Here is a 21,468-nt window from a genome sequence, read left to right as displayed (position 1 = left end):
TTACATCGGCCAAATTGGGCGTACCTCGATAGAACCAAGATGCGCGCTAGGGCAGCGTGCAGCCCAGCTGATCGCCGTATCAAGATCCGGTACGTCGATAATATAAAAACCGCCTAATTGTTCTTTGGTATCGGCATAAGGGCCGTCAAGTAACTGGGTTTTACCATCACGGATACTGACTGTGGTAGCAGTAGTAGATTCTCGTAGTCGCTCGCCGCCGACCAAGACGCCAGCTTCTATCATCGCGTTGGTGTAGGGACCATAGGCAGCGATGATTTCGCCCAGCGCATGTTGATCCATGGTTGCTTCGACAGCCTCGCTAGTGGCGATGAGTAGCATGTATTGCATGGTGTTCTCCTAAAAATAATCAAAAAATCAACCTAAGTAGGAAGCTGGCTTGCAATCGTCTTCCGGATCGAGATGTTTAAGCCTTGTGCGCGAATGCACTACATTAACCTTTGCCAGTTTCAAAACGATGACGTTTGAACTGAGTGTAAATCGACATGCATTTGTATTTTATGTCGAAAATAATTGTGAAAAGCCTCAGTTACTTTATTTAAAGAGACTTTCGTCGCTGTTTTTGTCACGAAAATTTGCTTGTATGCGTTCGGCAGGCGTGAACATAACTCTCTATAATCGGCGACATTGTGGCTTGGTTTAGCCCTTATTTGATTTCCTATTGCGATCCTTGAAAGTATTGAACAATTATGATGATCCGTTTAATTTATGCCAGCCGTGCAGTGAACTTGGGACCCGCCGACGTTAAAGATATTTTGGCTAGTTCACGCAAGAATAATCAGCAACTTGCCGTTACTGGCGCACTTAGTTTGTCGAACGGTATTTTCTTGCAATGTTTGGAAGGTGAACGCTCCGCAGTGAACGCGCTTTATCATCATATTTTGAAAGATAAGCGACATAACAAACCGGAAGTGTTGGTACTGGAGGAAATCACGCAACGCCAATTTACTGGTTGGAATATGGGCTTGATCGCCGCTACCACTGAGAATACCGCACTGTTCCTCAAATATTCTTCGACAGCAGAATTTGATCCGTTTCGTATGTCAGCCGCTGCATTGAAAGAGTTTTTCGCTGAGGTAATCAGTAGCGCACGTTGGTTGAGTTAATGCAGACTATAAAATAACCTTAAAAAACTAGCGCGTGTCGCTAGTTTTTTTGTTTTTGGCGGTTTTATTCAAGACAGCAATCGTGTTCGACTTTATGATGAGACTGCTTAACCACTGAAAACATTTCTTATTTTATGAACGGAGTAATGATGCAATTTGCCTACACGATTCTTTATGTGAATGATGTCAAACAAAGCTTGGCGTTTTATGAGAAGGCTTTTGGTATGCAAACCAGATTTCTGCACGAGAGTGGTGATTATGGCGAATTGGAAACTGGCGGCACAGCACTCGCGTTTTCGTCACGCGCTTTGATGCGCCAATTGGGAAAAGAAGTCAGTAACTCTGATCCGCATCATCCTAGTTTTGAGATTGCCCTAGTGAGTGAAGACGTTGCGGCAGCGGTGCGCACTGCAGTTGATGCTGGCGCTACGCTGATGCAAGCGCCAAAAGAAATGCCTTGGGGCCAAACGATTGCTTATGTCGCAGATTGTGACGGTGTCTTGGTAGAAATTTGTACCTCGATGCAGGCCTAGGCATAACCATCTGCCATGATTAATTTTTGGTAGATGGGCGAGCGCAGCATGGTGCTTGGACTGCATCCAAACCAACGTTGGAACTCGCGACATAAATGTGCTTGATCGGCATAGGCGAAATCGGCAGCGAGTTCCGCCAAATTAATGCGATGACCCTTATCGTTATTCAACCTCATGCGCGCTAGCAAGGCTTGTGCAGCTTGTCTGGCGCGCGCCAGATTTCTCCAATAAGTTGGTGAACGCCCAGTTTTCTGGATCAGCCATCGTTGCAAACTACGTTCGGATACACCTAGTTCACGTGCGGAGTGCGGCACGCTTTGACGCGTTTTCAGGCTAGCTAAAGCATCTCCAATTTGGGTGTCAAGGTCGAACAAGTCATCCAATACTTGCAAGATTTGTGCTGTATGGTGTTGTGGATCTATTGGGAATTGCGTTGTTAACTCATTGAGGCGCTCTGTCAATTTTGTTGACCTTGCATGCGCTTGATTGAAACTCGCTGCTGGATGCAGCCGCCATCCATAGTAGCGATCACCTCTATCACTCTCAACATAACGCGCGCTGTCGTCGAGTGGGCTCAGCATGTGTAAAGAAAAGCCTTGAGGATTCGATCGAATAATAAAATCGCGGCAGCCATCTGGCAGCACCAGCATACGTGTTGCCGTATCAGTGGTGTGCTGCCATGCACTTAACACCGTATTTGGTAATCGCTGAGAGTCATCGCAGTTGGGCATAGCTAAGAATAATTTGGTGTGTCTGTAAATGTAGAAATTGTATCGATCTAGGTTGTGTAATACGAGCACTTAAGATATTGTCTTGCAACATAGATTAATTTGCATTTTTTATCGATACAAAGTTGGGGTAGCTATGCTCAAAAGAATTATTTTACGGAGTTTGTTAGGAATCATCTTCGTCGTAACCAGTATCGTTCTGATATTTGTTGTCGCCAACTGGCAAGATCAAGCTTTGCGACCAGAAGTGCAGGCAAGCTTAGATTGGAAAGCACCTCAACATATCGAAGATGATAACGGCTATTTGATTTTACTTGGGATCAATGCGAAGAATGGGTTTGATCCTTTGTCGGTGGGCAAGCGTAAATTAGAGTTAGATTTAATTCGATACGAACGTCAGCCTAATTCAAGCGAATATGAATCAGAAGAAGAGTCGTTTAAAAAGTCAGACGACGAAGTTTGTGAATATGCAAAGACGATGAATTGCGTGGACTTTTATATTTCGCGTTCGCTTGAGCGAGAGCAGGAAATCATTGAGTCTCGGCGTGTTTTGAGTGAACACTTAAACCTGATTTTGACAAGTAAAGACTTTACTGAAATTGCCCCCCCGTTTATTGCAGCAAGTATTCCGCCATATTCGGCACTGGTTCATGCTATGGAAATTGAACGTATGCGCGCAATTCGTTTAATTGCAAACGGGCAGAGCGAGCAAGGGATGGCCGCATTGATGAAAATTGCTGCTTTCTCTCAGCGTTGGTTAGAGAATTCCACTTTCTTAATTTCACACATGATTGCGTTGTCAGCGGTACAGCGCGATCTTCGTATCATCGATGAGTTGTTACAACGTTTTCCAAATTTAAATAATCAATATGCTGCAATCAAAACTTGGCTAGAAGGCTTTTCTGAAAAGAAAATGAGCATTGGTCGAGCCCTCAATTTTGAATCAAGAATTAGCCTGCGAATAATGCATGACTTACGCCTAGAATCAGGCGATCCGCAAAATTCTTGGTTGCAAGGCTTTTTGTTTAATTTGTTGAATAGACCAAATGCAGGCTTAAATTTGGCTTATGACTGGCAGCAAATTTGGTCTGCTTTGGCAAATCAATCTGGTCGAGATTATCTTTTGAAAAAGAATGAAGTTAAGGCTAAGCAAGAAGCATTGCTTGGTTTTGGCTTCTCTAATATTTACTTGCGCGATCCTGTCACCAAAGTTCTGTTGGATGTTAGTACTCCTGGATACGAGGCCTATATCGAGAAGCATATTGATACTTTTGCCCAGATCCATCTGTTCGCTACCAAGATGGAATTGTTAGTGGGTAAAGTGCCATTATCTGCAATCCCACAAGCTGTGCAAGATCTCGCCAAACGGTATCCGAATCCTTATGACGGCAAGCCAGTTGGATGGGATGCGAAAAAGAATCAATTGTTCATCCAGCTATTCCAAGAATCAAATCAGCGATATCAAAAATCGAAAGATTTGCGACTTGATGTATCGAGTAGTTCGGCTGTTGAAACTTAACATTGCTCCTTCAATTTTTATCGATTGATAGATAAATTGATTGAGGTTCACAGCATAAACAGTTGAATAAAAAAGCGAGATAAGAATGAATCCTTATCTCGCTTTTATTTTTCAATTTCTATTTTTCTTTTGTAGAGTCTTATTATTTACATCTTTATTTCTCTACCGACTTCTCTTTCTTTTCATCCTTCTCATCCTTTTTCAGCGGCGTATTGAAATCAATCATCATATTGCCAGTAGGTTGATTCATCTTGAATAATTCCAAACGAGATTTGGTGATTTTACGTGGCCAAGAATTATTGTTGAGATCGATATCTGCTGTTTCCAAGTAAGGATCTTGCGTGAGGCCGACCATTGGTTCATCCGTAACAAGGAGCTTAGTCAGCTTCTTGGAGTTATAGCGCCAAACTTCGGCAGGAATGCGTTCGATGACTTTTTTACCGCTCTTGAGTTCGATTTCTAAAATCAAGGGCATCACCAAACCACCAACGTTGGAGAAGTCCACCAGATAGTAGTACTTGCCCGATTTGAGCATGGCTTTCTCTTCATCATCGAGGCTCTTCATTAAATCATTGTAGTTATTCCGATCTTTATTCGTGACAGTGAAATCATCATGTTCGTTATAAAAATCTTTTAAGCCTGGTTGCGTATCGATGCGACGTGCTGGCAAAGATTTATTTCTTTGCGCAGCTAAAGAAATAGGTTCTTCATTTTTTTGTGCACGACGCCAGGCTTTTTCGATTTCTGGATCTTTGCTAGAAACTTGGTATTGCACGATACCATCGACGCTGATATCAACTGGATCGGTCGTGTAGAACCAGCCACGCCAGAACCAATCTAAGTCGGTGCCCGAAGCGTCTTCCATGGTGCGGAAAAAATCTGCTGGCGTTGGGCGTTTAAACTTCCAGCGACGCGCATATTCTTTAAAGGCAAAATCAAATAATTCGCGACCTAAAATCGTTTCACGCAAGATGTGCAAGCCAGCCGTTGGTTTGGCGTAAGCATTGTTGCCAAATTGCAGAACCGATTCTGAATTGGTCATGATCGGCGTTTGATTTTTACTGCGCATATAGTCGACGATGCCGCGTGGTTCACTCGGGAATAAATCTTGATAATTTTCTTCCCAAGCTCGTTCTGCCAAGGTCTGCAAGAAAGAATTTAAACCTTCATCCATCCAAGTCCATTGACGCTCATCCGAGTTCACAATCATCGGGAAATAATTGTGACCAACTTCGTGAATGATCACACTGATCATCGAATATTTTGTTTGCTTGGAGTAGGTCAATTCACCAGTTTTTTTATCTTTGGTTGGGCGACCGCCATTAAACGCGATCATTGGATATTCCATCCCGCCTTGCGGACCATTGACCGATTGCGCAACTGGGTAAGGATATTCGAGACTGTATTTATTGTATTGCTCTATCGTGTGAATCACTGCTTGCGTGGAATACTGACCCCATAAAGGATTGGCTTCTTTCGGGTAGAAAGACATGGCTAAACCATTGCTGTTTCCAGTTTTATAGCCTTGTGCATCCCAGATAAATTTGCGCGAAGATGCCCAAGCAAAATCACGTACATTTTTCGCTTTGAAATGCCAAGTCTTTTGTGATGTCGCACGTGACTTCTCGGCTTTTTCTGCTTCTGCTTGCGTCACGATCAAAACTGGTTTTGACGCGTTACGTGCTTGCGCTAAACGCTCACGTTGAATCGCACTGAGTACAGCATCTGGATTGCTTAATTCACCTGTCGCAGAAACCACATGGTCACCCGGCAAGGTGATTTGCACATCGAAGTCGCCGAATTCTAAGGTGAATTCACCTGAGCCCAAAAACTGTTTGTGCTGCCAGCCATAAACATCGTAATAAGCGGCCATGCGCGGATACCAGTGAGCAATTTCAAAGATATCGTTTTTGTCTTCTTTGAAGTGTTCATAGCCAGTACGTGCCCACAACACCATGCCATCATTGATATTGTGTTTCCAGTCCAAACTAAAGGTAAATTTTTCACCTGGTTTTAAGCTTTGCGGCAAGTCGATACGCATCATGGTGCGATTGATAACGTATTTCAAAGCCTGACCATTCGCTGCTTTAACCGTGCCAATTTTAAAACCACCATCAAACTTTTCTTTTTCGTTCAATGTGTGCATGGCAGTAAAACTCATCGCGTTCGGATTTTTCCATGCATCGCGTGAAGGGTAGGTCGCTGTCGTGTTGGCGTCAGAATCAGGCTTGAAAATATTTTGGTCGAGTTGCAACCACAAATAATTCAAAGTATCTGGCGAGTTATTGTGATAGGTGATGGTTTCTGAGCCAGTAATACTGCGCTTGTCTTCATCCAAGCTAGCGCGAATCACGTAATCAGCGCGTTGCTGCCAATACGCATGCCCGGGAGCGCCAGAAGCAGCGCGGATGGAGGTTGGGGTTGGTAATAGATCTTCCAGTTGTCTAAATTTGTCTTCAGACTGCTGGGCAGAAACCATCACCGGAACACTCATGCAAAGCAGCATAAGCCAGGAGGAAATACGCATGATAGAAACTCCAGAAAACGATTGATGTAGTGGTTTGGTCGTGATTCTCGCGAAAACCTACTGGCTTCCTTATCAAAAAATCAGATCAGGGCTTGCAGAAACTTGGACGCAATTTGCGCGTTTAAGTTCTGACGCAGACTGAAGAATCGTCCAGACCGTGCTTGCTTGTCAATTATTGTGGCAGCGATTGTTGTTTGTGGCTGTAGTGTATTGCCGAGTTAGCTACCCAATTGGGCGTTCTTAAGCGTACTTAATTGCTGCCAAGCGGCCAATTTCAACGCATAAGACATGGTGTGGGCTGGGCTACTAGAAGGTAAGCTGAGTAGTCGATATGATGCGCCGTGTTCTTGCAAAATCTTGCTACCCAATTTGTAAGCAGTGGCCCCATTAAACGCAATCGTGTGTAAATTCGGTAATGTGTTCACCAGGCTGATTAGATCGTTATCGCTATGATTGCGGATTTGGCTATCTAAACTCCCGCGTCGATGAGCGTGCGCAATCACATCCCATAAACCAATTTGATGCATTAACAAAGTTTGTAAGCGTGTTGGGTAATCGAGATTGACCAGATCGGTTTGTACAACATCCGATAGCAAATGCCAAAATCGATTTTGCGGATGTGCATAGTATTGTTGTTGCGCGAGCGATGCATCGCCAGGCAAGCTACCTAAAATCAAAATGCGCGTATGCAGATCGACGACGGGCGCAAAGCTACGCTTCGCGAGCGATTGCTGTGGAGTTGGTTGTGAAGGCATTGTCGTTAATGAGAACAGTCGTGAGAAGAGTTGACCCCGATAATCTTTACGCGCATTTTAACTGGCTTCGTACTCGTGTCGATGTTGTAGTCGAAATCCAACCATGTGCTGCTTGTTCAATGCTGGCGCTATAGTGCTTATACCAAATTGCTTCCTTGACGCGATCCTGAAGCTTGGTAGAATGTAAAGAGATCACGATGTCGGTTTTCATCGAAAAAATAATACTAATTCAGTGCCCAGTGCATCTGTGAAGAGCCTTACTACAAAAGGGTTTTAAGAATGTTTTTAAAAATATTTATGCGAACTGTGTCAGTTTTATTCGACGAACTGTCGCAGAAAACACGTTAGCACCATGAACCATACCGACATTGAGGTCTATATCAAAGATGGAGAAATACAACCCATCCTACAAATTTTGGTAGACCATTTTGGTGTATTTAGTTTTGACTCTAAACTGGGTGACGGCATTAGTTTGTATGTGACTGAGAATATTAAACTTATCTTTACTGAGAAAGTTGAAGATGATTTTTTAAGCGTTTTGCTTAAAAATGCTGATGATTGGAAATCAAGTGCTGAGTTTGCTAGATTTTTATCTGGACGTATCGTTAATCTGATTCGATGCGATCCTGGCATAGATTTCCCAAATGTGAATCCATACTCTGAAGTTTTTCTTGAGGTAGAAAATGGGAAAGAAACACTCATTGATTGGTGCTAACAGGATGGTCGATCGGGCTGGCCGTGATGTGGTTCAGTATTTATTAATCGTGTGCGCGGCCATCCGCTCACCGTTGCGTTATGCCTCAATCTAAAAGCGAAACCCTGTTCATCGACCAAGTGTATCTTGCATTTAAGGATGCTCGTAAACCATCGGTCGATGAAATTACACTGCACAGGTGCGTTGAGTGCGATGATATCCGCGACACGTTTGAGGCTTATTCGGTTCGCAATGTTCCAGATGGGAAGGTAGAATGGTTGGCTCGTTCTCTTTGCTTTTTGAGCCCGATAGCGCTACGCTATTTCTTACCAAGGTGTATTGAGTTTGATATTGCCAATCCAAATTCGTGGGTCGGTGACAGCATTATCGTTTTCCTTAGCTCACAAAACGTTAGTGATGCAAACTGGGTCGAACGACACAATGAATTCTCTCTGAATGAAAGAAAAATCGTCGCGGAGTACCTCGAACTTTTGCAAGTTCGTAATGACGCGAACATTGATGATGAAGAATTGATCATGGCATTAAATATTTGGGAAGGTAAGGCATAACATGACGCTCGACACGGAAGTTGCGCAAATTGTCATTTCGAAGGTCGGCATTTTTTCAACCAATTGCTATTCGGTTTTTGTGCAACATGCGCAGTTACGTTCAGCTCAGCGTTAGATCCTTATGCACAAAGAAGAGAAATCATGGATTGCTCGGCCATATGAGTCGTGGCGCAAAGGATCGAAGTCGGCGAAAGGACGTACAGAGAAAGAAATTCTATTTCAAAGTCGTCAACGAAGATGGCTCATTGTTGGCTCAACAATAATGGCCATATCAATGTTCTCCATGGTATGGACTATTCTTTCTGATGTGGTTCTTTGGGATAGAGAGAGCATAGGAAACGTCGGTATTGGGATGTTCGTTCTCTTTTTGGTTGGATTTTCATTGGGATTCCTCATACTTGTAAAGCGACCTTATGGGGCATTTTATAAGCTACTAATATTTGCAAATATAGTGGGAGGCGTCGGTGCAATAGGATTGATTCTGTTGCCCGTATTCGTATACGCAAATTACATTCTAGATTTTTCAGAGCCTGAAGTTTTTCCCGTTATTGTGTCCGACATAAAAGTGGTCGGAAATGTTGGGAAGAGAAGTCGTAGATTTACTTTCGTAATGAGTCAGGCACCTTTTGAAACTCGGACACTAAGTGATCAAAACCAACCGCGATACAACCATTTAATGGTCGGTGAAGCTGCTTTGTTGGTGAGCGGAAGAGGATTTTTCGGATTTCGATATGTACGCGAAGTCCGATCTAACAAATTGGTCGATCGGACTGGCCGTGACTCGGCTAATTACTTTTTACATCCGTGGGCGGCCATCCTCTCACGATTGTGTTATGCGTCAAACCGAAATGAAATTAGCTGACTACACTTCTGATAATTATTACTTCGACTTCGATCTAAACTCGGGTAAATACGCCCGGTTGAAATTGTCGTCTGCTCGTAAAGATTTCGGCAATTTCTCGGGAATGGGACAAATTCTCCGTTCACCTCGAGCAGGAAAAGTTCTCGTTGCAAGTTATGCTTATGATGACGATGCGTGGATCGCCATCGGCAATGAAAAATGGAAACTTTTCGATCAATGTTATGTGATCAAGCATGAGGAAACTTTGGCCGGTTTTATTTGTGTGCTGTCTATTCTTAAAGACGATCAATGCGTTAAGAAATTCACCTACTTTCGACGTGACTGGATGATGTTGTTTGATCCAACGTACGACCACATGGATTTTTGGCTTGCAAATCTTCCCGTAAATTTCGTACATTCTGAATCAATATCAATTCAGAAGCAGCGAGAAGATTTTATTCGCACATGGACAAAAAATGCACATAACTAAGCGGTCGAACGGAGTTGTCATCATGTATTTCGTATTTGTGAACTTGGTGACGGCTCCCCGTTCACCTCAACGTTAAACATCATCGAATTATGGAATCAGTAGAGATCAGTCTAAAAAAAGGTAAGCTCACATTCCTGTGGTTGGCAATGATGGGAGGCCTAATCTTTATGGGTTGGTGGTTCATCACTTCTGGACAAGAAGCGAATGTATTGGTCTTGCGTTTGTTTCACGTTGCAATGGGCGTCTTGCTACTTCTTATTGCTGCAACTCTTTTGCCTTTCGGTCTGAGATTAGCGATTAAGACCCCCGGGTTAATTATCGACAAGCATGGTCTCACTGATCATTCGGCGACATGGCAGAATGGCTTTTTGGCTTGGTCCGACATAAAGGCAATAGAAGTTGCGCAACCAGAACAAACGGCCATGATGTTTATTGTTCTTTTTGATCCCGAGAAATACCTTCAATCCAGAACAAAAATTCGGCGGTTTTTTGCCAGAACGGGAAATAGGTTTGGATATCCGAGTCCTTTTGGAATCGTAGTCGGTAATCTGAATATCGAATTTGCCGAGTTGGTAAAGGTGGTTGAACAGTATTGGGGCGATTATCATCAACGTTCAAATGTCGCAAGAAATTCAACAGAAGAGGTGCATGTCTAATTCTTGGTTTGTTCATGATAGGCAAATACTTACAACTAAATGCTAATGCAGTGAGAGTCTATACGCCAACATAGCGCTCTATGGGAAGCTGCACTTGCCGGCGTTTCAATATTCGGCACTTTTTCAATCATCTGCTCATCGATTTCTGTGCGTCGCGCGCAGTTCCGATCAGCTCTGCGTTGATGCGGTATTCTGAATCCTTTACTAGCAAACTCCCAAACAATGTAGCCGCACTTCACGAAGCTGCACGTCAATTCCCCAACCCAAAAAAATCAAACCAAGCTCAATGTCCCACAGCAGATTTTTTATCTAAATGAATTCCCTGCTTAGCCAAAATACCAGGTACTAGCAAAGCATAGAGGGCAAGGTAAGCAAAGCAAACAACACCTACAAGGTAACTCATTTGTATGCCAATTTTCTCGGATACCATGCCTTGTATCCAACTCACTATGCCGCCGCCCATAATCATCATGATTAGGTAGTTGCTGCCTTGGCCTGTATGTTTGCCCAAGCCACTGATCGCCAAGGTAAAAATGCAGGGCCATAAGGTGCTGCAAAACAATCCTATGCTGGTGAAGGCATAAACGCTTAGCATGCCGCTGGTGCTCATTCCCAACACTAAGCCTGAGATACCGAGTAATGAAAAAATCAGTAGCATTTTGGCGGGATTGCCTTGGCTGGCGATATCGGCGGCAATTAAAACTAGCACGACTGCGCCGTACACATAGAAGTGGCTCAAATCATGTTGTGCGATGGCATTGACTAGCAAAAATACGCTGAATGCAGCATACGGCACCAGGAACTTGGCGATCTTGGCAGCACCTGCCTGCAAATTAAATGCTTCAACGCCGCCGGTCCAACGTCCTATCATCAAGCTCGCCCAGTACAAAGAGATGAACGGCGCGATGTCTTTGGTTTGATAGCCCTGCGTGGTTTCCATATAGCCGGGCAGATTGCTGGCAGTGGATACTTCAACGCCCACATAAACAAAGATGGCAGCCATGCCCATCAATAGCTGAGGGAACTGCAATGCAGAAGTTTGCGAGCTCTCTTGTTCGAGATTGATGACTGTTGGGTTTGGGTGATTGGGTATCGATGAAAATTTGAGAAAGATGGCGACCAGTACAAACGCAGCGCCTAGCACCAGATAAGGGATTTTGACACTCTCGATACTCATTTCGTTGTTACCAGAAGGTGCACCAAAAATCGCAAACGCGATAATCAAAGGCCCTATCGTTGTACCAAAATTATTGACGCCACCCGCAAGCGTTAAACGTTGTGAAGCAGTGTTAGCCGTGCCCAGTGAAATGGCTAAAGGGTTGGCGGTGGTTTGTAGCAGTGAGAAGCCTAGACCAACGATAAATAATCCCGACAGCATTAAATCAAAAGACGCCAAATTGGCAGCGGGGTAAAACAATAAAGTGCCGAACGCAGAAATGCACAAACCAGTCACCAAACTATTCTTGTAACCGATGCGTTTTGTCACATCTTCTTTGATGAGTTTTGAGACCAATAAATACAGTACTGATCCAACTGTGTATGCCACATAAAACGACAAAGAGACAAATTGACTTTGGGTTTGCGTTAATTGAAAAGCGTGTTTAAAAACTGGAATCAGAATGTCATTGCCCGCTGCAACAAAGCCCCAAAAAAAGAACACCGATACCAAAGGAATAAATTGTCCCCAATGTGTTTGCGACTGCGCTGGTTCTTGTTTCATTTGTCTCATTCTGATGTAGGTAAATTGCTATCTGATATGCAAATTCACTTCACTGCCGCAACAGTGAGCGTGGTTTTCGCAATCGATTGCATCGCTTGAAATAAAGCCTAGATGGTATACCTTCAGTTTGACAAATGCATGCGTAATTGATTGATTTTTATGAGAATTATTGTTTGTTGCTGCTGCTCTTGTCGCATGCTTATTTTTTTACTCGTCAGTTCTGGTAGCGAAATTGACAGAGTTTTGTTGGTCTGTTGGTGTGCAGAATTTGTAAAACTTCGTTAAACCAGAAAAGATGATGCACGGCAACATTTTTTCCCTGTTAGCATGTGCACTAATCTCAATGATTAATGATTTTAATAGCCTAAGAGCGAGTTACGGATACCGGTTTCAACACCAAGAAAACGTAATTAAGTTAGTGGCTAGATGGATAGTTATTCGACACTTATGGGATTAGCTAGTCCTAAATTTAAGGAAACGTTGTAAAAAATTGCCAAAATAGTTTTTGTCTGGAAATAACTTTGACGAATTTCTGAATGTTGCTAGTATGAATTCAACACCGTTGTAAAAATGGGATTCTGGTGTGTGAATCTGCTGATGCATCTGAGTTTGAAGATTTTTTGCTGTTTATTTCTATGCTGTTTTTGTCTCTGTCCCAACGAAGTTCGATCCAAGACTTACTCCATTTAGTTACAAAAATAAAGGAAAGCAATATGAAATCGCAATACATTTATCCTCTAGTTTTAGCAAGTATCGCCAGTTTTACGGCTGTGCCAGTGGCGCAGGCTGATGAGTTCAGCGATTGGTTGAAAATTGATGGGTTCGGCACGATAGGTACTTACAAAGGTAGCAGTGATGTTGCAGGTGTTCGCACTGATCAGCGTCAGCGTGTCGTTTCATTCAAAGATTGGCGTTTTGATGGTGATAGCCAAGCGTCGATTCAAGCAACTTTGAATCCGCACGGTAAGCTGAAAGCGGTTGTGCAATTGATCTCCAAAAAGGACATCAATAACAGTAATAAGCCGACTGTCGAGTGGGCTTATGTGTCCTATCCGATTACTTCAGAAATCGACGTTAAACTTGGACGCACGGTCGCGCCAATTTTTATTATGTCGGATTATCGTAATTTGAATTACGCGCAAACCATGGCGCGCCCACAATCCGAAATCTACCAAGTTAATCCAATTACTTATCAAGATGGTGCAACTGCGCGCTGGGATAAAAAAGTTGGCGATGGTATGTTGCAAGCTGAGGGTTTCTTCGGTAAGACCAATGTCAGTGTTGCCGGTGGTGACGTCGATTTGAGTCGTGTTAAAGGCGTTTCTTTGAAATGGGCGCAAGACTCTTGGAGCGTGCGTGCGGGTTACTCTTGGTATGACGCTTCGGTCAATGCACCAACTGTAGAAGCGAATATTAAAGCACTGGTTTCTCTACCTGCAGTGGTATGTACCAATTGCGCTTCTGTGATTGCATCGCAAGCGAGTCGTTCTAACATTGAAGCAAAAATTGCGACGGTGGGAGCAACATTTGACAATGGTGAATGGATAGGTCAAGCCGAGTGGTCTAAACGAGATACCAATAGTGTAGTAATTGGCTCAGTATCTGGTTGGAATGTGATGGCGGGATATCGTTATGGTGACTTCACTCCGTATGCTGGCTTAAGCAACTTTAAAGTTGATGCAACTAAAACTGCTTTGGCACCGGGTGTCGCTGCTCCAGCTGCATTAAGAGCGCAGCTAAATTACCTCAATCAATCTTACATGGGTACTGGCGATCCTTCACGTGATGCAGTAACACTTGGTGTACGCTGGGACTTTGCTAAAAACCTCGCATTAAAAGCGCAATATGAACGCATGAAAATGAAGAATCCTGCAGTCGGTGCGTCATCTGGTTTCCAAAGTTATGAGACTTCATTGTTAGGCAAACCAAATGGTTTCGATGGCAAGGTGTCGATGTTTACCGTTAATCTTGATTTCGTATTTTAAGCGAGGCCCAACATGAAATTATTCTCTAAGACATTAGTTGGTCTGGCAATTTTCGCTGGTACGCAGCTCGCCTACGCTGAACACGTGATCGTGGTTTCTGCAAAAAGTGCGGTTGCGACTTTAAGCAAAGATCAGATCGCCGATATTTATTTAGGCAACAGCAAAGAGTTCCCAGGTGGTGGACAAGCATTGCCTTTGTTGATTTCTTCAGGTGCTGTGCGTACTGAATTCTTTGAAAAAGTATTGGGTAAAAATGAAGCACAAGCCAAAGCAATTTGGTCGCGTTTGGTTTTTAGTGGCAAGGGAAGTGCACCGCGAGAAGTCGGTGATTCAGCTGAGATACTTAAACTAATCGCTGCAAATCCAAACTGTATCGGTATCATGGAAAAAAGTGCGGTGAATGCGAGTGTGAAAGTGGTTTATACAGCGCATTAATTTGCAAGCTAGCTTCACACAGCTAGATACACCTTTAGATGAAAAAAATCCCGCAATTAATTTTGCGGGATTTTTTTTGTTCGCTTGGAATTCGCTTTTCGTGCAGCGATGCATCTAATTCCAAGCCAGGCGTTTAGCGTAGCGAATTACTTCTTAAAACGCTCTTCAGCCAATCGATCTGCAATCACACTAGTTGGTACGCCTTCGGAGTCAGCACGTGCAAATACTTCCGCTAAAGTATCACCGATACGGCGTACGTGGGCGTCCATACCGTCTTCTGGTGTGTTCATGTATTCATAGCAAACCTTGATGATGCCACCGGCATTGATGACGAAATCTGGTGCGTACAATATACCTTTTTGACGACAAACTTCACCGATTTCAGGTGTTGCCAATTGATTGTTTGCACCGCCTGCAACGATTTTTACTTTCAAGCGATTCATGGTGTCTGGGTTCAAAGTTGCACCTAATGCGCATGGCGCATAAATGTCGGCTTCTACGTCGTAAATCGCGTTGACATCAACTACTGTCGCGCCAAATTCTTCTTGTGCGCGTTTCAAAGAGTTTTGATCGATATCAGCCACCACCAATTTCGCACCCGCTTCGTGCAAGCGACGTGCATAGTCGTAACCAACGTGACCCAAGCCTTGCAATGCCACCGTTAAGCCGTCGAAACTATCGCGTTTGAAATGATGTTTAACCGCAGCCTGCGCACCAACGAAGCAACCCAAAGCTGTAAATGGAGATGGATCACCACGATCGCCTAAACCAGCGACGTATTTCGTTTTGCTTGCCACGTTTGCCATGTCTGCTGGGCTAGTGCCGACGTCTTCTGCCGTAATGTAGCGGCCACCGAGACGTTCTAAAGCCTCACCGAGCGCTTCGAACAAAGCCGGTGTTTTATCTGTCTTTGGATTGCCGATGATCACGCTCTTGCCGCCGCCAATTGGCAAGCCAGCTACGGCGTTTTTGTAGGTCATGCCACGTGAGAGGCGCAATACGTCGCGTACTGCTTCTGCTTCGCTGGCGTAATTCCACATACGGCAACCGCCCATTGCTGGACCGAGGTTGGTGTTGTGGACGGCGATAATGGCTTTTAAGCCGGATTTGGCTTCTGATGCGAAAACGACTTGTTCGTGATTATCGAAATTGACTTCGTTGAATACAAAGGCGGTCATGCTTATGGCTCCGCGCGGATGTGGTGCAGTCTGGCAGATGCGCCAGCTTGATCCAGTGCCGCAAAAAAAATAGGTGGATGAAAAGGGACTATGAGTTGGTAAATCGGGTTTCTACCAAGCGGGTAGCAGGTAAAAAATCGGTGATTGTGTCACGCGCGCAGAAGTATACGGCTAAGCCCCTATAAACTCAAGTTGGATCAGGCTTACGGTACGGCTTATCGCAGGATTTAGCTTGATCTGGAATAAGTGTCGAATATGTTCGACATAGCTTGGGATTCAATTTAACTGATTTTTTATCGGACTTATGAAGTGAAAAATACGATGATAAGAACGGGTCAAAATGTCACGATACTAATCGGTATTTTATGTTACTAATTAGTAGACATTAAAACCGATTGGTATAAAATGCGCTGGCGTCGTCAATCAACTAGCGCACAAAGCATTGAAGTAGAACAGAAATACAAGTAGCCCACAGATTGTTATCTGATGAATGTTGTAGCTTTAATTTGTAAATAGCATTTTATTTATCTTCGTTTTTATCTACTAAGGAGTATTCCATGAAACGTATTATTCTTGCTTCAGTATTAAGTATCGCAGCTTCTTTTTCCGTCCATGCAAAAGACATCGTTGATACCGCCGTTGGTGCTGGTAACTTCACAACCTTAGCAACTGCTTTGAAAGCAGCTGGTTTGGTGGATACCTTGAAAGGCAAAGGCCCATTCACGGTATTCGCGCCAACCGATGCTGCATTTGCCAAAATTCCAAAAGCGGATTTAGAGGCTTTGTTAAAAGACAAAGCTAAGTTGACTGCTGTATTAACCTATCACGTGGTACCAGGTAAAGTGATGGCGGCTGACGTCAAAGCAGGTAAAGTCAAAACGGTACAAGGTGCTTCATTAACAGTTAGTACAACTGGCGGTGTGAAAGTAGACAATGCCAATGTTACCGCAACCGATATCGTGGCCGACAATGGTGTGATTCATGTTATTGATACAGTAGTGATTCCAAAATAATCAGTAAAAATCGCCAATGATTGTTAGCTTTGAACACAACCTCATGCTAACTGGAATGCGATATACGTCATTAAAAACGACCATCAAGATTGATGGTCGTTTTTATATTTGATGTCAATTAAATATAATTTTCCTGTTGTTACAGATCAGAATTTGATTTTCTGCGCAATTTGTCTCGCTCAAGACAATACAAATCAGAGTTCTAGTGACAAAGTATTGAACTTTACGTATGGTAGCGGGTTCAAAGATCGATTCAATTTTCGGAGGTTTTTTTATGTCGCGACCAAGTTTACTCATCCTTAGTTTGTGCCTTGTTTTGGCAGCGTGCGGACAGGGAGGCAAGGATAGTAAAGCATCCGATAAAGCCGCTACTGCAGAACGACCTCTGCAAATTACTGCGGAAGATTATGTCACGATACAGAACAATTCGCTCGCTTCTGGTCCGGTAATTACCGGGACAATTCAGCCTGAACGCAAAGCAGATTTGCGTGCTGAAGTGTCAGCGATTGTGATGCAAGTACTGAAGGAAAACGGAGAAGTAGTGCGCCGTGGTGATTTGTTAGTACGTTTAGATGACACGACTTTTCGTGATCAATTAGCGTCCGCGGAACAAGGTGCCCGCGCTGCGCAGCAAACATTAGATCAAGCAGAACGTCAATTGGAACGCTTGAAGACCTTGCGTGCATCCGGCATGACATCGATGCAAGCATTAGAAGATGCTGAGATTCGTCGTAACAACGCGCAAAGCGAATTAGTCGCGGCGAAGGCGCGTAGCGTCGCTGCGCGACAGCAACTGCAACGTACCGAAATTCGCGCACCATTTGATGGCATTGTGAGTGAGCGTAAAGTGTCGAACGGTGACACGGCGCAAATCGGTAAAGAGATCATGAAAGTGATTGACCCAAATAGCTTGCGCTTCCAAGGTTTGATCTCTGCTGAGTCCGTCAATATTGTGAAAGCAGGACAATCTGTTAGTTTCAAGATCAACGGCTACGACCAACAATTTATTGGCAAAGTACGCCGGGTTGATCCAGCGGCAAATGCCACCACGCGTCAAGTTGAAGTATTAGTCGATTTTGTCGGTAAAGAGCAGCCACACGTATCTGGTTTATATGCAGAGGGGCGTGTTGAAGCGGGTAGTACTGAAGCCTTGACCTTGATTGGTTCCGCTTTGATTCGTGATGGCGACAAAACCTATGTCTGGGCAGTTCAAGATGGTTTGTTGAAACGACTCTCTGTTGTGTTGGGCGAGCGTGATGTGCGCCGTGGTGATTACGCAATTATTTCTGGATTAAAGAGTGGTGACAAGGTATTGCGTCAACCTATGTCAACTTTTAAAGATGGTTCGAAAGTGAGCTTGGTTGCTTCGGCTAGTTCAGCGCCAGCTGCTGCAACAGCGGCAGCAGCATCCGCGGCTTCCGTGACAGGAAAATAATATGTTTCTATCCGATTTTAGTATTAAACGGCCAGTCGCCACTATCGTCATCATTATTGCTTTGATGTGCGTGGGTTTGCTGGCCTTGTCAAAACTGCGCGTGAATGAAATTCCGAATGTACAAGAACCGGTACTCGGCGTTTCTGTTCCTTATCCTGGTGCTTCACCAGAGACAGTCGAACGTGAAATCGTAAATCGCATTGAGAAATCTTTGCAGAGTATTTCTGGCGTGCGCCAATTGAATGCCTCTGCAAATGAGGGCAGTGCTTACTTCACTTTAATCTTTAACTTTGATCGGAATATGATTGAAGCATCGGATGATGTGAGAAATGCGATTGCTTCGGTGCGTTATAAGTTACCAACCGAAATGCGTGAACCGATTATTGAGCGACGTGACCCCAATGATCAGCCGATTATGCAATTGGCATTGTCGTCCAAGACTAAATCACATGCGGAAATATCGCGTCTTGCAGAAGATGATTTATCTGATCGTTTTCGTGCTGTAGATGGCGTCGCTGTCGTTACCGTCAACGGTGCCTTGAAGCGTGAATTAAGTGTGCTATTGCGCGCGCAAAAACTGCGCGAGTTTAATGTATCGGTATCCGAAGTGGTCAATGCATTGCGTACACAAAATTCCACCGCGCCTGTCGGTAAAGTGCGTGGAACGATGGATGAAAAAAGCATTCGTCTAGTGGGTCGCTTAGAGTCTCCGGCAGAGTTCGAACAAATTGTGGTGAAGCGTCGCGGTACGGAAGTCATACGTTTGGCGCAAGTAGCGACGATTCAAGATGGATTTGCCGAGATTAGCGGCTTTAGCGTGCGTAACGGTAATCCCAACGTCGGTATTATGGTGATGAAATCACGTGATGCGAGTACGGTTTCGGTCGCTAACAAGATTCGTGAGCAAGTCGCAGAAATCAACAAGACTTTGCCTGAGGGTACCAAGTTAGAAATTACTCAAGATGGTGGTAAGAACGCGCAGAAAAATTTGAACAATGTGATTGAGGCATTAATTTTCGGTGCAGTTCTGACGATTTTTGTGGTCTATGTGTTCTTGAACTCATGGCGTTCTACCTTGATTACCGCATTAAGTTTACCAACCTCAGTGATTGCCGCTTTTATCGCTGTTTGGTTGTGTGGTTTCACACTCAACTTTATGACTTTGCTTGGTCTATCACTGGCGATCGGTGTGCTGATCGATGATGCGATTGTGGTTCGTGAAAACATTGTGCGTCACATGGAAAATGGCTCTGATCGTCGTACTGCCGCATTGAATGGTACGGCGGAGATTGGCTTAGCGGTTGCCGCGACCACTTTCTCGATCATGGCGGTGTTTATCCCTGTAGCTTTCATGCCTGGTGTTTCTGGCGAATGGTTCCGTCCGTTTGCTTTGACGGTGACTTCGTCGGTGATGGTGAGCTTGTTCATCTCATTTACTTTAGATCCGATGTTGTCCGCCTATTGGGGTGATCCAGTAGATCACCACTTACAACCTAAAACTGGCTTGAGCAAAACTTTAGAGCGATTCAATCACTGGTTTGATAGTAAGGCTGAAGCGTATGGTAGTGTCATTGCTTGGGCTTTGCATCATCGTCGTTGGATGGGTTTCATCGCCTTGGTGAGTTTTGTCTTGGCATTGGTGTTGCACGGTATGTTTGGTGGCACGAGTTTCTTACCCGCTTCCGATAGTGGCACGGTGATGATCAGCGTACGTACACCATCGAGTTCTAGTCTGGAGTATTCACGTTTAAAAGTAGAAAAAGCGGCAGAACTCGCGCGCACTTTGCCTGAGACAGTTGCCACTAATAGTAGCGTGAACATCACCGGTGGTCGGGTCTATGTCGATATCGGCAAGAGCACCGAGCGTAAACGATCAGCGGCAGAAGTGGCTGTGAGTTTGCGCGCAGCGGTCAGTACTTTAGTCGGCGCTGAATACGTGGTGCAAGACGATTTGAATAATGGTGGTGGCAAACCAGTACAAATTCGTTTCTCCGGTGAAGATTCACGTAAGTTAATGGAGATCACCAGCGAGTTTATGGATAAATTACGTAAGGTTCCTGGTGCGGTAGATGTTGGTTTGTCGCAGCAAGATCCAAAAGATGAGTTGCAGATTGAGTTGAATCGCGGTTTAGCAAACTCGTTGGGAATCTCTGCAAATGATGCGGCACAAGCTTTACGCGTATCTTTTGCTGGTGTTGAAGTCGGTGATTGGGTTGACCCAACTGGCGAAACACGTGATGTCTCGGTGCGCTTGCATCCAGAGGATAGAGTGAGTGCTGACAATATCGAAACCTTACCGATCGCAGTAGCAGGCACAGATAAAATGGTGCCGTTGGAGCAAATTGCGACGATTACAATGGGTAAAGGGCCTGCACGTATTGAGCATGCAGACGGTAAACGTATGATTGCTGTTTCTGCCAACGTACAAGGTCGTTCGCCAGGTGAAGTGACATCGGATGCGCTGAAAATTGCCAAGGCGATTAATTTCCCAGCTGGATATGGCATCGAGTTAGCTGGCTCAGCAAAGAATCAGAATGAATTATTTACAGAAATGACGATTGCGCTGGTGATGGGTATCGGCTTGATGTATTTAATTTTAGTGATGCAATTCGGTTCTTTCACAGCGCCGGGTGCGGTGATGTTGTCTTTGCCGCTGAGCTTAATTGGTGTGGTGCTGGCTTTGTTAATGACGAATGGCACGCTAAACCTGATGAGCTTTATCGGTATCATCATGTTGATGGGCTTGGTTGCGAAGAATGCGATTTTATTGCTCGATTGCGCGCGTAAACGTGAGTCGGAAGGATATGATCGTGAGGATGCCTTGATCTATGCTGGTCGTATGCGTTTGCGTCCAATTTTGATGACGACTTTTGCCTTGATCGCAGGGATGTTGCCGGTGGCGATCGGTGTCGGTGAGGGTGGTGAATTTTATCGTCCTTTGGCGATTGCGATTATCGGTGGAACGATTACCTCGACTTTGTTAACCCTGTTGGTCGTACCAACTTTCTACGACAGTATCGAAATTGCGCGTGATCGTATGGTGGCAAAATTCCGTGGACGTGCTAACCGTTGGAATGCGTTTTTCGCTTTCATCGTCACTTTCATCGAAGCGATTTTGACCTTGATTTTTGTGCGCCTGATTTTCCGCTTATTCATGAAATTGGTGAACGTGGTAATTGGAAGAAGGCCACAAACCTCCATCTAATCTAGTCACTTAATTTAGCTAAATTTGTAGTGATATAAGTTTCGATAAGTTTAGAATAGCT

Annotated in this window: 18 protein-coding genes; 12 read left to right on the top strand and 6 right to left on the bottom strand. The window is 44.3% G+C overall.

The window, feature by feature from the left end:
* Nucleotides 1-348 (bottom strand): YciI family protein, encoded by a 348-nt coding sequence (locus tag IE103_RS10765; RefSeq protein WP_189346108.1) that lies wholly within the window; start codon nucleotides 346-348, stop codon nucleotides 1-3.
* A gap of 359 nt (nucleotides 349-707) precedes the next feature.
* On the opposite strand from IE103_RS10765, the gene IE103_RS10760 reads away from it, so the two are divergent.
* Together IE103_RS10760 and IE103_RS10755 are read left to right on the top strand one after the other, a co-directional pair.
* Complete coding sequence (locus IE103_RS10760; protein WP_189346107.1) at nucleotides 708-1,124, top strand: BLUF domain-containing protein; 417 nt, start codon at nucleotides 708-710, stop codon at nucleotides 1,122-1,124.
* A 149-nt stretch (nucleotides 1,125-1,273) separates the two neighbouring features.
* Entirely contained in the window at nucleotides 1,274-1,657 is a 384-nt protein-coding gene (locus IE103_RS10755; RefSeq protein WP_189346356.1) for a VOC family protein, read from the top strand.
* On the opposite strand, the gene IE103_RS10750 is transcribed toward IE103_RS10755, so the two are convergent.
* Nucleotides 1,654-2,388, bottom strand: coding sequence for an AraC family transcriptional regulator (locus IE103_RS10750; protein ID WP_189346106.1), 735 nt, complete (start codon nucleotides 2,386-2,388; stop codon nucleotides 1,654-1,656). The two genes, IE103_RS10755 and IE103_RS10750, sit on opposite strands and share 4 nt — an antisense overlap.
* Before the next feature lie 133 nt (nucleotides 2,389-2,521).
* Between IE103_RS10750 and IE103_RS10745 the strand changes: the two genes are divergently transcribed.
* On the top strand, nucleotides 2,522-3,904 hold the full coding sequence (locus IE103_RS10745; protein WP_189346105.1) for a hypothetical protein: 1,383 nt from the start codon (nucleotides 2,522-2,524) through the stop codon (nucleotides 3,902-3,904).
* Nucleotides 3,905-4,058: 154 nt separating this feature from the next.
* On the opposite strand, the gene IE103_RS10740 is transcribed toward IE103_RS10745, so the two are convergent.
* Both IE103_RS10740 and IE103_RS10735 read right to left on the bottom strand, forming a co-directional pair.
* Nucleotides 4,059-6,431: a M1 family metallopeptidase gene (locus IE103_RS10740; RefSeq protein WP_189346104.1), complete on the bottom strand. Its 2,373-nt coding sequence runs from the start codon at nucleotides 6,429-6,431 to the stop codon at nucleotides 4,059-4,061.
* Between the two features lie 218 nt (nucleotides 6,432-6,649).
* Nucleotides 6,650-7,186, bottom strand: coding sequence for a DNA-deoxyinosine glycosylase (locus tag IE103_RS10735; protein WP_189346103.1), 537 nt, complete (start codon nucleotides 7,184-7,186; stop codon nucleotides 6,650-6,652).
* A 352-nt stretch (nucleotides 7,187-7,538) separates the two neighbouring features.
* On the opposite strand from IE103_RS10735, the gene IE103_RS10730 reads away from it, so the two are divergent.
* The 4 genes from IE103_RS10730 (at nucleotide 7,539) to IE103_RS10715 (ending at nucleotide 10,436) form a co-directional block, all read left to right on the top strand.
* Nucleotides 7,539-7,901: a hypothetical protein gene (locus tag IE103_RS10730; protein WP_189346102.1), complete on the top strand. Its 363-nt coding sequence runs from the start codon at nucleotides 7,539-7,541 to the stop codon at nucleotides 7,899-7,901.
* 80 nt (nucleotides 7,902-7,981) lie between these two features.
* Nucleotides 7,982-8,449 carry a DUF6714 family protein gene (locus IE103_RS10725; RefSeq protein WP_189346101.1) on the top strand — a complete coding sequence of 156 codons (468 nt, stop codon included), beginning with the start codon at nucleotides 7,982-7,984 and terminating at the stop codon, nucleotides 8,447-8,449.
* A gap of 833 nt (nucleotides 8,450-9,282) precedes the next feature.
* Nucleotides 9,283-9,780 carry a hypothetical protein gene (locus IE103_RS10720; protein WP_189346100.1) on the top strand — a complete coding sequence of 166 codons (498 nt, stop codon included), beginning with the start codon at nucleotides 9,283-9,285 and terminating at the stop codon, nucleotides 9,778-9,780.
* Between the two features lie 89 nt (nucleotides 9,781-9,869).
* Entirely contained in the window at nucleotides 9,870-10,436 is a 567-nt protein-coding gene (locus IE103_RS10715; RefSeq protein ID WP_189346099.1) for an STM3941 family protein, read from the top strand.
* 283 nt (nucleotides 10,437-10,719) lie between these two features.
* On the opposite strand, the gene IE103_RS10710 is transcribed toward IE103_RS10715, so the two are convergent.
* Complete coding sequence (locus IE103_RS10710; RefSeq protein WP_229827224.1) at nucleotides 10,720-12,156, bottom strand: MFS transporter; 1,437 nt, start codon at nucleotides 12,154-12,156, stop codon at nucleotides 10,720-10,722.
* Between the two features lie 713 nt (nucleotides 12,157-12,869).
* Here IE103_RS10710 and IE103_RS10705 point away from each other — a divergent pair.
* A complete protein-coding gene (locus IE103_RS10705) occupies nucleotides 12,870-14,141 on the top strand; it encodes a porin (RefSeq protein WP_189346097.1) in 1,272 nt (423 codons plus the stop codon).
* A 12-nt stretch (nucleotides 14,142-14,153) separates the two neighbouring features.
* Nucleotides 14,154-14,576, top strand: coding sequence for a type 2 periplasmic-binding domain-containing protein (locus IE103_RS10700; protein WP_189346096.1), 423 nt, complete (start codon nucleotides 14,154-14,156; stop codon nucleotides 14,574-14,576).
* 146 nt (nucleotides 14,577-14,722) lie between these two features.
* On the opposite strand, the gene IE103_RS10695 is transcribed toward IE103_RS10700, so the two are convergent.
* Entirely contained in the window at nucleotides 14,723-15,754 is a 1,032-nt protein-coding gene (locus IE103_RS10695) for a Leu/Phe/Val dehydrogenase (protein ID WP_189346095.1), read from the bottom strand.
* A 557-nt stretch (nucleotides 15,755-16,311) separates the two neighbouring features.
* Here IE103_RS10695 and IE103_RS10690 point away from each other — a divergent pair.
* From IE103_RS10690 to IE103_RS10680, 3 genes are all read left to right on the top strand, one after another.
* The gene (locus IE103_RS10690) at nucleotides 16,312-16,767 is read left to right on the top strand and encodes a fasciclin domain-containing protein (protein WP_189346094.1); all 456 of its coding nucleotides are present in this window, start codon (nucleotides 16,312-16,314) and stop codon (nucleotides 16,765-16,767) included.
* Nucleotides 16,768-17,041: 274 nt separating this feature from the next.
* Nucleotides 17,042-18,202, top strand: a complete 1,161-nt coding sequence (locus tag IE103_RS10685) for an efflux RND transporter periplasmic adaptor subunit (protein WP_189346093.1) — start codon at nucleotides 17,042-17,044, stop codon at nucleotides 18,200-18,202.
* Between the two features lies 1 nt (nucleotide 18,203).
* Nucleotides 18,204-21,407 carry an efflux RND transporter permease subunit gene (locus IE103_RS10680; RefSeq protein WP_189346092.1) on the top strand — a complete coding sequence of 1,068 codons (3,204 nt, stop codon included), beginning with the start codon at nucleotides 18,204-18,206 and terminating at the stop codon, nucleotides 21,405-21,407.
* The last annotated feature ends 61 nt before the right edge of the window (nucleotides 21,408-21,468 follow it).

The organism is Affinundibacterium macrobrachii (genome assembly GCF_014652415.1).
Lineage (GTDB): Bacteria > Pseudomonadota > Gammaproteobacteria > Burkholderiales > Burkholderiaceae_D > Undibacterium > Undibacterium macrobrachii.
This window is presented reverse-complemented; position numbering and strand designations above follow the sequence as displayed.